This window comes from Subtercola vilae, from assembly GCF_004923255.1.
Lineage (GTDB): Bacteria > Actinomycetota > Actinomycetes > Actinomycetales > Microbacteriaceae > Subtercola > Subtercola vilae.
Genome location: NZ_QYRT01000046.1, coordinates 1 through 15,490 on the forward strand (window position 1 = coordinate 1; position 15,490 = coordinate 15,490).

Sequence of the window (15,490 nt, forward strand, 5' to 3'; positions counted from 1 at the left end):
GCGGGCTACGGCTTCTCGCGCTATCGGTTCCGCGGATCGAATGCCTTGTTCTTCGGCGTGATGGCGACTCTTCTCGTTCCCATTACCTCGATCGCGCTGGCGAACGATGGGGTGGGGGCGATCGATGAGAATTGGGCGGCCCGGTGCTGTGCCTTTCGACCAGCACGGGCATAACACCGCGGTCCGCAGCATCCGTTGTGCCCGTGATGAGCGTCACGAGCCGGGCCACCGCATGACGGCCGACGCGGTCGAAATCGATGTGCATGGTTGAGAGGGCAGGAATGAAGTAGGGCGCTTCGGGCACGTCGTCGAATCCGATGACGCTCACGTCGCCGGGCACGTCGAAACCGCGTTCGGTGAGCGCCTTGATGACTCCGAGGGCCATCTGGTCGTTGGCCACGAAGACGGCCGTTACTCCCGCCGTCTCGGCCACGCGCAGGCCGGCGCGATAGCCGGAGTCCGTCGTCCAGTCACCTTCGATCACGGGGGTTGAGGTGAGACCTGCCTCGGCGAGCGAACGCTGCCACCCGGCGATGCGAGCCGTGGTGCCGAGCCAGCCCGCGGGCCCCGCCACATGGTGAACGGTTCGGTGGCCGAGCTCGAGCAGATGTCGAGTGGCGGCGGCAGAGCCGGAGACCTCGTCGGTGACCACATTTCCCGGCACGTGCACTGCTCCTGGCTCGAATACCACGAGCGGAACGCCAATGTCGAGCAGCCGAGCCGAGCGCAGCGCCGCGTCGATGGGAGCAACGATGATGATGCCGTCGACGGGCACCGCGAGCAGGTGGTCGACGGCCTGCCGCATATCGTGATCCGGGTCGGCGATCGTCACCAGACTGGTCGAGTACCCGGCCCGCTTCGCCTCATCGACGACACCGGTCAGAATCACCGAGGGGCCGTACTGAGCAAGGCCGAAGCTCACCACGCCGATCGTCAGGCTGCGGTTCGAGGCAAGGGCTCGAGCCGAGGGGTGCCGACGATAACGCAATCGCCGAATGGCCGTCTCGACGCGCTCGCGTGCCTCTGGCGAAACACTCGGATGCTCGTTGATCACCCGTGACACCGTTTGCTGTGAGACGCCCGCAAGTCGAGCCACATCGATCATGCGTGCACTTCGTTCAGCGGAGGTCGACTCGGACATGGAGCGTTCTCCTTTCGGAAGACGAGGGCTGGGTGAGCAAAGGTGGGCGAGACGAACGACAGGCTGCCGGGTCTACTGCGCTGCCGCCGCAGATCGCGAGCGACCGAAATGCGAACTGAAAAAGCCGCTGATACGCTGAACGCCGCCTGCGCTCGAGAGGAACACCGCAATGATGATGACGGCGCCCTTGATGACCAGCTGAGGCTCCGACGAGATGCCCACGAGATTCATGATGTTGATGATGGTGGCGAGTACGAACACGCCGATCACGGCGCTGATCGGGTCACCCTTGCCACCCATCAGCGAGGCCCCCCCGACGACCACGGCGGCGATCGCGTCGAGTTCATAGCCGACCCCGATGAGCGAACTGCCCTGTTGCAGCTGCGCCGCGGCGATCAGCCCGGCGAGGCCGGCGAGAAAGCCCGACAGCGTGTACGTGATCAGCAGATTGCGCGCCACCGGCAGTCCGGAGAGCCGAGCCGCCTCGGAGTTTCCGCCGATCGCGTAGAGCGAGCGGCCGAAGGTGCTGAACTTGGCCACGAGGGCCGCGATGACGGCCACGATGATGAAAATCGCAACGGGATTACGCACCCACAACCACGACCCGCTGCTGAACGCGTTGATGAACGCCTGGTTCGTGATCTGAATGAGACTGGTCGACTGGATGATGTAGCTGAAGCCCTTGATCGCGCTCATCATGGCCAACGTCGCGATGAACGGGGGAATTCGAAGCCACACGATCAGCACGCCGTTGATGAGCCCGGCGAAGGCACAGGCGGCGAGTGTGACGCCGGTCGCGAGGCCGGCGTTCATTCCCGACTGCAGGGTCAGGGCGATGATGACGGTCGACATGGCCAGCGTCGATCCGACAGACAGGTCGATGCCCCCCGTGAGAATGACGAAGAACTGTCCGATCGCAAGCACTGCGGTGATCGATGCCGCTGCGATGACGTTCTGGGCATTGCGAGCGGTCAAGAAGTCCGGCGAGACGTAGTAACCGATGATGATGATCGCCAGGAGTACCAGCAGCAGGTAGCTCTTGGGCAGCAGGTGCTTGACGACATCGAGTGCCGTGGTGGCCGGGCGGGCATCCGGTGCCTGCGGAGACTGCGAGCGGGGTGGCCCGGTCAGGGTGTTGTTGGTCATTGTCGGTTCCCTTACGAAAGAGGTGTGTATTTTCTGTGGGCGCCGGGCTCAGGCGAACTCGGAGATCAAGGCGTGGCCTTGTGGATCGATGTCGTCGTGCTCGAACTCGGCGACGACTCTGCCCCGTGCCATGACAAGCACTCGATCGCACATCATTGCTTCGGTGATTTCAGAACTAGAGATGATTACGGTTCCGCCCGCACGCGCGAAATCGCGGATCAACTCATACATGTCTTCTTTGGCGCCGACATCGACGCCTCGGGTGGGCTCGTCGCAGATAAGCAGTCGGGATGACCGGGCGAGCCAGCGAGCCAGAATGCCCTTCTGCTGGGTGCCCCCGCTCAGTGTCTTCATCGGTTGGTTCACGCTCGACACCTTCATGCCGAGGCGCTCGACCATCTGCGTCGCCACCCTCTTCTCGGCGCGCGAGTCGATCACGCTGAACCTGCTGAACATCGGCAGGCTTGCGAGCGTGATGTTTCCGGCGACGCCCATGTCGGGAACGAAGCCCTCCGCCTTGCGGTCTTGCGGCAGAAGTCCGATGCCTCGACGAATGGCGTCTCGCGGATTCTTGAAGACCATTGCTTTGTCGTCGAGCTTGATGGTGCCTCTCGACTTGCGCCGCGCTCCGGCGAGCAAGCCCGCCAACTCGGACTGACCGCTGCCGATGAGGCCCGAGATGCCGAGCACCTCGCCTTTTCTGAGCTCGAAGCTGACACCTTCGACGCGCTCGTCTTCGCTGAGGTCACTCACAGCCATTAAGACGTCGCCGGTTTTACCGGAACCCAACCGTGGGCTCCGCTCGCCGCGCAGTGCGGCGTCGGCGATCGACCCTTGCAGGCTCTTGCCTACCATGGCCGTGACGACATCGCTGGGCGTCGACGTGGTCGTGTCGAATTCCGCCGTCTTGCGACCGTCGCGCAGAACCGTCACCTCGTGGCAGAGCGAATACAGCTCGTCCATGCGATGCGAAATGTAGAGCAGAGTGACCCCCTGCTCTGCCACCGAACGCAGCACGGTGAAGAGCCTCTCGACGTCAGGGAGGGGCAAAGTCGAGGTGGGTTCGTCGAGCAGCAGCAGCCGGGCATCCTTGTGCAGGGCCTTCGCCAGCTCGACGGCCTGCTGCTCGGCTACAGAGAAGCTGCCGACCGGGCGGCGCACGTCGAGGTCGAACCCCACCCGGTCGAGGGCGGCTCGGGCACCGGATTGCATGGTGCTCCAGTCGACGGCGGTACGACCGCGTCGCGGCAGCTGGCCCAGAAAGATGTTCTCGGCCACCGAAAGCGAGGGCACCAGGCTGAGCTCTTGATAGATGGTGTGGATGCCCGCGTTCTGCGCGTCGATCGGCTCACGGAACCTCTTCAACTCGCCACCGAGGTGCATGGTTCCGCCGTCGGGCGTCTCCGCCCCCGAGATGATCTTGATCAAGGTGGACTTGCCTGCCCCGTTCTGCCCGGCCAGCGCGTGGATGGTGCCGCGCCTAACCGTGAGGTCGACCCCCTTCAGCGCTTGCACGCCGAGGTAGCCCTTCGTGATGCCTGTCAGGCGCAGTTCGTCTGGCATGGTCTACTGGCTGTCTTGTGCGCGCACGTAGGTGTCGTCGGCCTTGTAGTAGCTGGCGGCATTGTCGGGCGTCACGACAGTGGTCTTGATGTAGAGCGTCTTGTCGGGGCACTTCGTCTGATCTTTGTTGTAGGCCGCGAGCGCCATTTTGACGGCGGTCGTGCCCTGATCCCACGGCTGGTTCGATGCGTCGGCCTGCAACGGGCCGGTCGGGTCGTCTTGCATGGTCTTCACCGACACCATTCCGCCGTCGTAGCTCGCCAAGATGATTCCAGGGCCGTAGATGCCGGCCTGCTGCAATCCCTGCACAACGCCACCGTTCATGACGTCGCTCATGCTGTAGACGACCTTGAGGTCAGGGTTCGCCGTGGCGACGTCGCGAATCGGGCCGAGCGCCTGGTCGGGCTTCCACGAGCCATACTTCGTGGGCAGCTGGTTGACCGTGATGCCGGGGTCTGCAGAGACGACGCTGTTGAAGCCCTTCATGAATCCGTTGAACCGCAGATCGGTCAGAACGTCGCCGGGGAATCCGCCGATGCCGACGATTTTGATCTCACCGGTGCTGCCGAACTTCTCTACGGCCTTCTTCGCGGCCACCGCTCCGGCGAGAGCGCCAGTGGCGCCCTGGTCTTCCGCCACGTAGCAGAAGGTGTCGGGAACGAGGCTCGGGTCGAGGTTCGAGTTCACTGTGACGACGGGAATGCCTGCTGCCTTGGCGGCGGCGATCGACGGCGCGATACCGATCGGGTCGTTGGCGTTGATGACGAGAACGTCGACGCCTTTGGTGATGAGGGTCTGGATGTCGGCGTTCTGACGAACGGTGTCGCCATTCGCGTCGAGCACATCGACGGTTGCGCCGACGGAGGAAGCCTGTGACCGGCCGCCGTCGACGAGGGTCTTCCACCAGTCGCTTCCGCTGATTCCTCGCTGGCTCCAGCCGATGACGAGGCCTTTGCCGCTCGCCTTGTCTTCAGAGCTGGCGGTGGTTCCGCCCCCTCGACAACCGGTGAGCAAGAGGGCGGTGGTGGCGATTGCGGCGACGCCGACGATGACTCGTCTGGCTCGCCGATTGCGGGCGATGTTGATCATTGGTCCACTCCTTTGTGTGTCTGACCTGCAGTGCTGAGATGGTGCTGATTGTGCCGACGGAGTCGGGGAGGTACGCAGAGTGAGAAGACGTCGTAGTACCCCGAGCCGCGCCCATCGGATGCCCGAGTCGGCGCGGCTCGACGCGCTAGTCGATCGCGGTGAACACGCCCCGCTCGATGAGCAGATCGATGTTGGCCTGCCGGGTCTTGCGCTCGCGAGCGAGCCAGCCCTCGGTGGGGGCTTCCTTCAGGTACTGATTCTTCGGATAGATCGGCTTGGCGTAGATCGCTGCGTATTGCTCGGTTCGGAGGTCTTTGAACCCATTGAAGACGCCGTTCGTCTGGCGCTCGCGGCGCAGGTGATCGATGTCGATGACGGTGCTGATGAAGCTGTCGCCGGGAACGATTCCGTTCTGCTTGATGACGACGTGACCTTTGTGATCGACGATCATCGATTCGCCACCGAACAAGTCGTTGATGATGCCGTCGGGTCCGAGCTCAGGGCCGAGGTTCGGGGCCACCACGATGGCGTTGTTGAACAGCGCGTGAGCGCGGTTCTGCACCTCCCACATGCCATTCATGGTCTGCGGCTGGAAAAGCGTGGCCCGAATGATGATCTCGGCCCCGTTCATCGCCAGACCGCGGGCGATTTCAGGGTACGAGCCCTCGTGACAGATCACGTAGCCGATGTTGCCGATGTCAGGAGTCTTGGCCACGGGATAGATGGCCTGCAACGCGTCGCCGCCGCCCTTCTTCTCGACCCACTCGTCCCACAGATCGTGCGGGTTCGTAGTGCCCAAGGTGCCTCCTTCGAAGCCGTCGCTGGTGGCCTTGGCCCGGCGGTAGACCACCTCGCCCTTCGGGTCGATCATGAACGCGACGTTGAAATAGCGGTCAGGAAAGTCATCGTCGGCGACCAGATACAGCTCGGCGGCAATGTAGGTGTTCAGTTCGCGGGCGGCTTTAGCCAATTCATCGGTCTCCGGCCCCGGAATGGTACGGGCGAATTTCTTCTCCTGCTCGCGGTCGCCGGCTTTGAATGCCATGTGCATGCCCTGGATCGCCATCTCGGGGATGACCACCAGCTTCACGGGGTGACCTTCGGTCGAGGCCACGCCGACAGCAGTTCGCATGAAGCCGATGATGCGCTTCGTGTTCTTCAGTGCGTCTTCAGGCTCCACGATCGGGATCTGCAGTGGCGAGAGGGCCACAACGGTGTACGGCTCAGTCACGTCAACTCCTTCGTTGTTGGTTACGTGAGACTGATGTTAGCGCACTATCACCGTGGCGCAAGAGTTAATTTATTGAATTCAAGGCGATATGTGCGACAGAAGGGATATCAATCGACGATCTGAGTTAGCGCACTTTCACCTGACTCAGGGTCGATTCCGGCCCTGGCGCCGGGTTGCCTCGCGCCAGACGGTGTTACGCGTGCTCGACGGTTACCCGAGCATCTTTGAAACTCGGAGACACAAATGCGCGACAGGGAAAACGTCAAGGCCGGCGGATAGGTCTGCCACCTCGTTTTTAGGACATCCGATCCATTGCGTAGAGAGCGATCGATGAGCTTCAATCACTAAATTCTCTCAATACTTGAGGTAAATTTGCGCCTATAGTGAATATTTCGTCAACAGCAGCGCGGGCTGTTTGGCATGGCTCATCTGCGCAGCGCAGCGTTTAGCAAGCTGGTTTTGAACACGCATTGCACACACTTGAGCTAGAACCGAGTGGTTTTGGAGCTTCGCTGGAGACTCAAGAAGCCCGGAATTCCGGGCTTCTTGAGCGAGAGGCTGCTAGTCCCAGTCGAGGTAGTCTTCGATCGCCCAGGCGGTCTCGCCGGCGTGCGTCTCGGGAAAACGGTGACCTGCGCCTTCGACGGTGACGATGCTCACCAGGCCGGGGGCGGAGTTCTGCAGGGCCTCGCCGTTGGCCGGGGGCGTGACGTCGTCGTCGCTCGCCTGCACGACGAGTACAGGGATGCCCTCCGGTAATGCCGTCGCATGCGCTTCGACACCGAGCAGCAGCACGCCGTTCACGCGTTCGTGGTGCGCGGCCGCGGCTGCGCGTGCGGTGACTCCGCCTCTGCCGTGGCCGCCGATCCATGCACTGGCGATGTCGAGATGGTCGAGTATGTCGAAGACGTCTTCTGCGTTGTGGGTTTGGATGCGCACGATGCGGAAGTCGGCCTGCGAAACCAGGTGCGAGAGCGTCGCGAGTGCGTCAAGGTCGGCGCCTTGGTCGACCACGAGCGCGAGGGCCGGGCCCTTACCTTCAGCTGCGAACTCGATGGTTCGCCCCTGCAACTCGAAGAACTGTCTGTCGCTCATAACGCTCCCATTCGATTCTGAGTGACTGGCTCGACAAACGGGCACAGGCACCGGGAAAGAATACCCGAACGCTTCAGACCTCGTCTGAAAGCAACCATTGCGTGACGCGAGTTACTCATAACTTCGAAATGGATTTTTATGACTAACGCACTTAGTCATAATTTCGCTGCGACTCCAGCTGATGTATGGTTCGCGGCCCGATGATGGCCGAGGTGACGGCGGGGCGAACCGTGACATTGTCACCCGAATCGAGCGCCGTGCGAGCGTGACGTGCTTCGGCTCAGGGTCGCCGCGCACACCGGTGTCGCGCGCATCGATCTCGGCGAGCCCAGCGCGGGCATCTCGACGCCGTTGTTCAAGGTCAGGTTCGTAACGGTCATGTGAGTGCCGCGAGGCCGACCAGCAATGGCAGGGGGGGCTTGGCAGTACCTGCCAGCACGGGCGTCGAGGGAGGGTCTGGCAGTACCTGTCACGACAGTGACTCCCGGCGCGCGCCTCGATGGCGTGAGATGGAAGACATGAAAGCCACATACATGTTCGGCCCCGGCGACGTTCGCATTCTGAGCGTGCCCGACCCGATCATCCAGCACCCCACCGACGCGATCGTGCGCGTGACCCGCGCCTGCATCTGCGGCTCAGACCTGCACCCGTACCACTCGATGCCGACGAGCGAGACCGGCTCACCGATGGGCCACGAGCTCATCGGTGTTGTCGAACAGATCGGTTCGTCAGTCTCGACCGTGAAGAAGGGCGACTTCGTCATTGCGCCCTTCGCATACAGCGACAACACCTGCCCGTTCTGCCTCGGCGGTTTTCAGACCTCGTGCGTGCACGGTGGTTTCTATGGGCGCCCCGAGGTCGGCGGAATGCAGGCCGAACTGCAGCGCATTCCGCTCGCCGATGGCTCACTCGTCGTTGTGCCGGGCACCGTTGACGAGAAGCTCTACCCGTCGCTGCTGACCCTTTCAGACGTCTACCTCACCGGCTTTCATGCTGCCCACATGGGCCGCGTCGAAGCGGGCAAGACCGTCACGGTGATCGGCGACGGCGCGGTGGGGCTCTCGGCTGTGCTCGCCTCGAAGCAGCTGGGCGCCGAACGCATCATCTTGATGGGCCGCCACACGTCGCGCACCAACCTCGGTATCGAGTTCGGCGCGACGGATGTTGTCGCCGAGCGCGGCGAGGAGGGCATCCAGAAAGTCATGGAGCTCACAGGCGGGCTCGGCAGCCACATCGTGCTCGAAGCCGTCGGCCACATGCCCGCCTACGAGCAGGCGTACGGAATCGTTCGCCCCGGCGGCACGATCTCGCGCGTCGGCGTGCCGCAGTACGAGCAAGCCCCCATCGGATTCGCATCGCTGTTCGGCAAGAACGTGACCCTCACCGGCGGCCCTGCCCCGGTGCGAGCGTACCTCGAGCAGGCCATTCCGCAGGTGCTCGACGGCACCATCGACCCGGGCCGGGTCTTTGACCGCACCGTCGGCATCGACGACGTTCCCGCCGGTTACGAGGCGATGGATGCCCGCGAAGCCCTGAAGGTTCTCGTCACCTTCTGATTGCCCTCCATTACCACCTCACCCTCCACCAGCACCGAAAGAACCCCCTCATGAGCACCGAAATGCAGCCCAAGACTCCCACCGTCAAAGCATCGGAGGACTGGTTCACCGGCGACGTCTACTTCAACTCGTACTACGCCGGTACCGAGCCTTCCCGCACCCGACTGAACCTCGTGCGGTTCACCCCTGGCGCCCACACCGCGTGGCACGCCCACGCCGTCGGTCAGACCCTGCACGTCACCGAGGGACTCGGCTACGTACAGTCTCGGGGGGAGGCGCTCATCGAACTCCGCCCCGCCGACACGGTCTACACGCCCGCAGGGGAGTGGCACTGGCACGGCGCGACGGAGGACAACTTCATGTGCCACCTCGCTTTGTGGGAGGCGCCGACCGCTACCGGCGAACCCGAAACGGTGTGGGGCGACAAGCTGGTCGCTGACGAATACCCGACGAAGTAGACCCGATGAAGTAGACCCGCTACTGCCCGCGAGAGGCCGGCGCGGACATGTCTGACACCACCATCGCAGACGCGTGGTCATCCGTCGCGGCCCACGAGGCGAGCACCCGCAGCGCGTCTGCCGTCGGCGACCCGGCCGGTGCCGTGTAGACATTCATCACCAGGCCCGGCTCGCTGGGCAATTCCATAGACTCATAGTTGAGGTCGAGGTCGCCCACCACGGGGTGGTGCAGGCGCTTCAGCCCGCTGCGGTGGAACACCACGTCGCGCGACGCCCAGCGCTCGCGAAAGAGTTCGCTCTGTGTCGACAACTCGCCCACCAGCTGAATCAGGTCAGGATCATGCGGGTTTCGCCCCGCCTCGAGGCGCAGCATCGCCGCCGCGTCGTTGGCGATCTGGTCGTAGTCACGCCAGAATTCGCGGGCGGCAGGGTTCAGATACGTGAACCTCGTCGTGTTCACCGGTCGCCGCGCGTCGTCGAACACCGGTGAATACAGTGCCCGGCCCATGCGGTTCGCGGCAATGATGTCGTGACGGGCGTTGCGCACCCACGCCGGCGCATCCGACATCGCATCGAGCACCTGCAGAACGGCGGGGCGTACGGCGCTGGGCTTCTTCTTCGCGGGCTTGCGGGCGGGCCCGGATGCTCGGGCCAGGTCGAACAGATACTGACGTTCGGCATCATCGAGCTTCAGCGTGTTCGCCAGCGAATCGAGCACGCTCTCTGATGCCCCGGCGAGGCTGCCGCGCTCGAGGCGCACGTAGTAGTCGACCGAGACACCCGTGAGCATCGCCACCTCTTCGCGGCGGAGACCCGCGACCCTGCGGTTGCCGCCATACGCCGGCAGACCTGCCGCCTCGGGCGTGATTCGCGCGCGCCGGGAACTCAAGAACTCACGGATATCTGTACGTACGTCGCCCATACGTCAACGCTACGCCGCCTCGGTCTCGAGGGGGAGGCACTGTAACTACCTCCCATGCCAGGTCGCAGAGCAGAAATCTCGCGTCTCAGACGAGCCCCCTACGATGGTGCTTCATCGAGCAGACGGAGCCTCAGCATGCCGAACACCGAACCGCTGCCACCGCCCCCGGCAGAGAACCGTGTGCCGGGGGTTGATCCACGCTTTGTGCCCCGCACGCGTTCGGCGAACTTCACCTCGGTCGAACAGTACTTCGATGATCTGGTTCACCGCCTGCTCGACCGGCTGCCGGCGACGGGCATCGCTGGGGCATTCGCTGAATTCGTGGCGTTCGTGCTCAAGCAAGCGTGGGCCTGTGTTTTCGGCTTCCTTCTCCTTGCCGTGATCTTCGCGGCGAAGCTCTGGTATCCCGAGGGCGCTGCGCTCGCGCGCAATGACGTTTTGACCCTGTCGGCCGTTGCGATTCAGATCGGTATGATCGTCGCCCGACTCGAGACCCTGCGTGAATTGAGGGTCGTGATCTTGTTCCACATCGTGGGAACCCTGATGGAGCTCTTCAAGACCGATATCGGGTCATGGAGCTACGACGCGGCAGGTATTCTTCGCGTCGGCGCGGTTCCCCTGTTCAGTGGGTTCATGTACGCCGCAGTCGGCTCGTACATGGTGCGCGTCTACCGCCTCTTCGACCTGCGGTTCACCCGGTATCCGCGGCCGTGGCTGACCGTCGTTCTCGCCGCCCTGGTCTACGCGAACTTCTTCACCCAGCACTACATCGTCGACGTGCGCTGGGTGCTTCTCGGCGCTGCTGTGCTGCTGTATGGGCCCTGCGTCATGCGGTTCCGTGTCTTTCGGAGAACGCTCGGCATGCCCATCGTCGTGGCCTTTGCCCTCGTCGCCACGTTCATCTGGTTCGCCGAGAACATCGCGACGTTCTCACAGGCCTGGCTGTACCCTGAACAACTCTCTGGCTGGCAACCCGTGTCGGCCACGAAACTCGTCTCCTGGTTTCTCCTGATGATCATCTCGGTCGTTCTGGTGACGTGGGTCTACCCGCCACGAAGACCCGCCGAGCGGCATCTCGCCGCGACAGGCCTCGCCGCCTGAGGGTGCTCGCGCAGCGTCTCTACGAAGCCGCCACGTTGCCGACGATGTCCCACGAGAAGTCCTTCTCGGTCGGCGCCGCACCGGTTTTGCCTGGCTGGAAGTACGCGTATTTCACCTTGCCGAAATTCAACGTGACGTTTTCGGTGAAGCGATCTTCTCCACCGCTGCCAGCCATTGTCACCGAGGTGACGAGCACATCGGTGAGGGTGATGGTGATGTACTTCAGTGGTGCCGCACCGGCCTTGCGCACCAGCAGCGTCGCTGTGGGCACATGCGTTCCCTTGGCCAAGGAGATCATGAGTGCGTTGCTGGCTGAGTCGACGTACTTGGTGAACGACAGGTCTTGAAAGCTGGCTTTGCCCGCTCCTCCGCCGGCACCCATGTGGGTGGTGCCTGACTGCGACATGCCCCAGCCCCATGACAGCACGTCGATGTCGCCCAACGGGCCCTGCACCTTGTCGGCTGATTCGCCGACGATCGTTTTGCCCATGTTGATGAACATGTCTAGTGCCATTGTGTTGTCTCCTGCGGCGTCGAGGGTCAGTTGAGCGTGATGGTGAGTGTGCCGGTGCCAGAGCCGCCGGTATTCGGATGCAGCACCGCCGAGTAGCTGCCGGTTGCGCCGCTGTACCGCCCTGAGCCACCGGTTATGGTGAAAGTGCCCGTACCGTCGTGACGAAGCAGACCGGTCGCGGTGATGGTGTCGCTGCCGTCGGAGAAGCTCAACAGCTGCGTGGTGAAGCTGGCGTGGCTGTTGTCGCCGCGCTGCGGAAGAGAGAGCACGGTTCCGGAGCCGTGAATCGTGCCTGCGGTGACCGTGCCGCCATCTGCCACCAGCTCTCCGACGATGGTCGTTCGGTCATCGATGGCCACCGTTTTGTAGCCGCCGAGCTGGCGGAGGGCCGCTACGGTGAAGCTGAGCACGACGGGTTTGCGCGTCGGTGCCGGTGTGATCTCAGCGGCCTGAGCCGGCGCAGGCATCGGAAGAACGGCTCCGGCGAGTGCGAAGGCGGCAGTGGCGGCGGCCACGACATACCGGCGGCTGACTCCCGCTTTTGGCTCGGAGGGATTGCGGGCGACATCATCCATGACGATGATCCTTTTGTATTCACTTGAAGTGCGCCCGATGATCAGGCAGCCCGCCCCCGGAACCCCCGAGCGTGTCAAATGTATGGTTACAGCGTCACGAAGTACAGACTCCCGTTCAGGGGGTAGAACGAGCGAGAATCAGTTCGCGCCGACGAGAAGCGCGCGTGCAGCGATGCCGATGATGGCGCTGTATGTCGGGTAGGCAAAGCGCACGTTCGCCAGCGTGGAGACGTCGACGCCGGCCGCCATCGCGGTGGTGAGCGATTGGATCACCTCGACGGCGTTCTCGCCCACGGCGTGGGCCCCGAGAATCAGTTCGCGCCGACGGTCTGCGACGAGCTTCAGAAAACCGAGCTCCCGGTCGTCGATGACGGCGCGGTCGAGACTCGAGTATGGAATGCGCACAACGACACACGAGGCGTCGCGCTCGCGAGCTTCTTCTTCGGTGAGCCCCACTCCGGCGTAATCGGGGTCAGTGAACCCGCCGGCCGGCAGCAGCTGGTGCGGAGTTCGCCGGTTCGCGCCCAGTACGGCGTTCTCGGCGGCCGCCTCGCCTTCGAACTGGGCTGCCTGCACCAGCATGTCGCGCCCGTTCGCGTCGCCCACGGCGAAGATGTGGGGTACGACGGTGTGAAAGTACTGGTCGACCGGAATGGACGAACGCGTCACCTCGATGCCCACCTTCTCGAGCCCGAGGTCGTCGACATCGGCAGGCCAGCCGGTGGCCATGATCACCACGTCGAACTCGTCGTCGACCGCCGATCCCTCAGCGCTCCACGTCAGAGTGATCGCCCCAGTGGATGCCCGGGCAAGGCTTCGCACCGCATCGATGCCGGTCCGCACGGTGATGCCCTGCGCCACGAACGCCTCGGCGACGACGGCCGAAATCGACTTGTCTGATGCCATCAGCACGCGAGGAGCGAGGTCGAGCAGGGTCACCGCCGAGCCGAAAGCGCTGAACACCGTGGCGAGTTGCGCGCCGGTGTTGCCGGCGCCGATGATCGCCACCCGGCGGGGGAGTGCCGGCAACGTCAGAACGTCTTCGGGAACGGTCGCGAGGGCGGCGCCCGGGATGGGGAGTCGCCGTGAGTGCCCACCCACGCAGATGATGATGCGATCGGCGGTGATGATGCGACCACTGTCGAGCACGAGGGCTGACTCGGTGACGAACCGGGCTCGGCCTTCGTGAATGAGGTCTATTCCGGCCTCGGCGAACCGCACTTCCTCACTCTTGAGGGAGCGTACTTTCTCGACCCGCTCTTCGACGCGGGCGACAGTCGCGAACCAGTCGATCGCAGAGACGTCAGCAGGGATGCCGTACACGCTCGCATGGTGCACGTCGCGAATGAGGCGGGCCGTCTTTGCAAGCACTCGGGTGGGCACGCATCCGGTGTTCACGCAGGTGCCACCGAGTCGACCCGCTTCGAGCACGACCACGCTCGCACCGAGTTCTGCTGCGCGAAGGGCAGCGGCCGTGCCGGCCGGGCCGGCCCCGATGACGGCGACGTCGTAGTGCAGGTCACCCTCACGCATGGGTGGGTGCGGGGGCCAGAGGTTCGCCTGTGGGCAGTTCGACCTTCGCAAATGCCGGGTCGTCGTCGTACGACTTCATTTTGGCGACCTGGAAGATGATCAGTGCATAGACGGCCTTGGCGAGGATGTCTGCGAGAGAGTAGCCGACCTGCTTGGCGACCCAGGCATCCGCGCCGCTCAGGTTGAGCAGGGGCAGGAGGTACGCGACGGGGTAGACGCCCCAGCTCAGCAGCAGCAGGAAGCGCAGGCGTGAAAGGGTGCCGCGCACCGCGGCGGGCTGGTGTTCGAGCGATTTGCCCAGCTCGGTGAAGAGGATGAACAGGATGTACGCGAAGGGAATCGTCGACAGCAGGCCGAACAGGCCGCGGAGGCCATTGTCGCCGCTGATCTCACCGGGGTAGCCGAGGGCGATCATCAGCGCGGCGGCGGGCACCAGTCGCACGAGGAGGTGACGCTGAACCTTACGGGCGAGGGCCAGAACGGCGATCAGCTCGACGAGCAGCAGCGGCACGGTGAGCAGCCAGTCGACGTAGCGGTAGCCCTCGTTGAAGCCAGCCCCGGTGGCTTGGCTGTAGTCCCCGGTGCCTCCCACCGAGGGAGTCACGAACGCCGAGGTGAACGAGTTGAAGATACGGAAGTAGTGGTACGTCGCGATGCCGCAGACGACGATGGCGACCGTGATCGCCTGTCGGTAGCGGGGCAACACCCGCGGAAGCGAGACGAGCAGAAAAAGCGCGGTGAAGAGCATTGAGGCGATCACGAGGGAGAGAAAATTGTAGACGGTTTCAAACTGGCCGTGGCTGAGAACGTTCGGTATCACTGTGCTCCGATGGGCAACGTTGAGGGAAGAACGGGAAGTGCCTTGCACTGTAGGAAGGTGAAAGGTGCCTGTGCTCATGTCATCTGAATGCGGCCGGAGTAAGAAGGCATTGACAGAAGATCACCAACCATCTCTCGAAGCATGTCGTCGCCGATTGCCGTCATAATTTGGTTTTATCAAAACAACTGCTATGGTTTCGATATGACGTTTTCTACTCCGGCGGTACGCGAGGTTCTGGCTGACCGTATTCGCGCTGTGGGTCTGAAAGTCACCGCTCCTCGCTTGGCCGTTCTGCACACCCTGCAGAACGCTCCGCACTCCAGCGCGGAGCAGGTGTTCGCCGGGCTCCGCGAGGAGCTTCCGGGCACCTCGACCCAGGCGGTGTACGGGGTTCTGACCTCGTTCACAGCCGCCGGGTTGGTTCGGCGTTTCGACCCGGCCGGGTCTCCTGCGCTCTACGAGTGCCGCGTCGGTGACAACCATCACCACGTGGTCTGTGTGCGCTGCGGTGACCTTCGAGACGTCGACTGTGTCATCGGTGAGGCACCGTGCCTCACACCGTCAGACACGTCAGGTTTCAGTATCTTCGCCGCAGAGGTCACCTTCACCGGGCTCTGCGCTGACTGCCAAGCGGCTGTCGCCGAACTCGAGGCGAGTTAGCCCCAGAACCGTCACGGTTCTTCCCCTCAGGCACCCGGAATGGCTCGGGTGTTGCTGATCTTTTCGTGGCGCCCGCACATACCCAG

15 protein-coding genes are annotated in these 15,490 nt (G+C 63.4%); 4 read left to right on the forward strand and 11 right to left on the reverse strand.

Translation table 11 applies throughout. The features are described from left to right. Window positions 1-82: 82 nt before the first annotated feature. From D4765_RS16490 to D4765_RS16515, 6 genes are all read right to left on the reverse strand, one after another. On the reverse strand, window positions 83-1,141 hold the full coding sequence (locus tag D4765_RS16490) for a LacI family DNA-binding transcriptional regulator (protein ID WP_237280511.1): 1,059 nt from the start codon (window positions 1,139-1,141) through the stop codon (window positions 83-85). A 72-nt stretch (window positions 1,142-1,213) separates the two neighbouring features. Next, window positions 1,214-2,287 carry an ABC transporter permease gene (locus tag D4765_RS16495; RefSeq protein ID WP_136643415.1) on the reverse strand — a complete coding sequence of 358 codons (1,074 nt, stop codon included), beginning with the start codon at window positions 2,285-2,287 and terminating at the stop codon, window positions 1,214-1,216. A gap of 48 nt (window positions 2,288-2,335) precedes the next feature. Continuing rightward, complete coding sequence (locus D4765_RS16500; protein WP_136643416.1) at window positions 2,336-3,850, reverse strand: sugar ABC transporter ATP-binding protein; 1,515 nt, start codon at window positions 3,848-3,850, stop codon at window positions 2,336-2,338. Window positions 3,851-3,853: 3 nt separating this feature from the next. Continuing rightward, window positions 3,854-4,939 carry a sugar ABC transporter substrate-binding protein gene (locus D4765_RS16505; protein WP_136643417.1) on the reverse strand — a complete coding sequence of 362 codons (1,086 nt, stop codon included), beginning with the start codon at window positions 4,937-4,939 and terminating at the stop codon, window positions 3,854-3,856. Between the two features lie 145 nt (window positions 4,940-5,084). Then, window positions 5,085-6,170: a nitrilase-related carbon-nitrogen hydrolase gene (locus D4765_RS16510; RefSeq protein ID WP_136643418.1), complete on the reverse strand. Its 1,086-nt coding sequence runs from the start codon at window positions 6,168-6,170 to the stop codon at window positions 5,085-5,087. 561 nt (window positions 6,171-6,731) lie between these two features. Continuing rightward, window positions 6,732-7,265 (reverse strand): alpha/beta fold hydrolase, encoded by a 534-nt coding sequence (locus tag D4765_RS16515; RefSeq protein WP_136643419.1) that lies wholly within the window; start codon window positions 7,263-7,265, stop codon window positions 6,732-6,734. 518 nt (window positions 7,266-7,783) lie between these two features. Here D4765_RS16515 and D4765_RS16520 point away from each other — a divergent pair. Further along, window positions 7,784-8,821, forward strand: a complete 1,038-nt coding sequence (locus D4765_RS16520) for a zinc-binding dehydrogenase (RefSeq protein ID WP_201799356.1) — start codon at window positions 7,784-7,786, stop codon at window positions 8,819-8,821. 50 nt (window positions 8,822-8,871) lie between these two features. Then, window positions 8,872-9,279 carry a (R)-mandelonitrile lyase gene (locus D4765_RS16525; RefSeq protein WP_136643420.1) on the forward strand — a complete coding sequence of 136 codons (408 nt, stop codon included), beginning with the start codon at window positions 8,872-8,874 and terminating at the stop codon, window positions 9,277-9,279. Between the two features lie 19 nt (window positions 9,280-9,298). Here the strand turns inward: D4765_RS16525 and D4765_RS16530 are convergent, their stop codons facing one another. After that, the gene (locus tag D4765_RS16530) at window positions 9,299-10,201 is read right to left on the reverse strand and encodes a helix-turn-helix transcriptional regulator (protein WP_136643421.1); all 903 of its coding nucleotides are present in this window, start codon (window positions 10,199-10,201) and stop codon (window positions 9,299-9,301) included. Between the two features lie 135 nt (window positions 10,202-10,336). On the opposite strand from D4765_RS16530, the gene D4765_RS16535 reads away from it, so the two are divergent. Beyond that, on the forward strand, window positions 10,337-11,302 hold the full coding sequence (locus D4765_RS16535) for a DUF817 domain-containing protein (protein ID WP_136643422.1): 966 nt from the start codon (window positions 10,337-10,339) through the stop codon (window positions 11,300-11,302). Window positions 11,303-11,321: 19 nt separating this feature from the next. Here D4765_RS16535 and D4765_RS16540 read toward each other — a convergent pair whose 3' ends face one another. The 4 genes from D4765_RS16540 to D4765_RS16555 form a co-directional block, all read right to left on the reverse strand. After that, entirely contained in the window at window positions 11,322-11,816 is a 495-nt protein-coding gene (locus D4765_RS16540; protein WP_136643423.1) for an Hcp family type VI secretion system effector, read from the reverse strand. Window positions 11,817-11,842: 26 nt separating this feature from the next. Further along, window positions 11,843-12,391: an allene oxide cyclase barrel-like domain-containing protein gene (locus tag D4765_RS16545; protein ID WP_136643424.1), complete on the reverse strand. Its 549-nt coding sequence runs from the start codon at window positions 12,389-12,391 to the stop codon at window positions 11,843-11,845. A 138-nt stretch (window positions 12,392-12,529) separates the two neighbouring features. Further along, window positions 12,530-13,924, reverse strand: coding sequence for a dihydrolipoyl dehydrogenase family protein (locus D4765_RS16550; RefSeq protein WP_136643425.1), 1,395 nt, complete (start codon window positions 13,922-13,924; stop codon window positions 12,530-12,532). Further along, the gene (locus D4765_RS16555) at window positions 13,917-14,744 is read right to left on the reverse strand and encodes a bacteriorhodopsin-like (protein WP_201799357.1); all 828 of its coding nucleotides are present in this window, start codon (window positions 14,742-14,744) and stop codon (window positions 13,917-13,919) included. The genes D4765_RS16550 and D4765_RS16555 overlap by 8 nt, the downstream gene beginning before the upstream one ends. Before the next feature lie 201 nt (window positions 14,745-14,945). Here D4765_RS16555 and D4765_RS16560 point away from each other — a divergent pair, with 201 nt between their 5' ends. Continuing rightward, entirely contained in the window at window positions 14,946-15,404 is a 459-nt protein-coding gene (locus D4765_RS16560; RefSeq protein WP_136643426.1) for a Fur family transcriptional regulator, read from the forward strand. Window positions 15,405-15,490 lie beyond the last annotated feature (86 nt).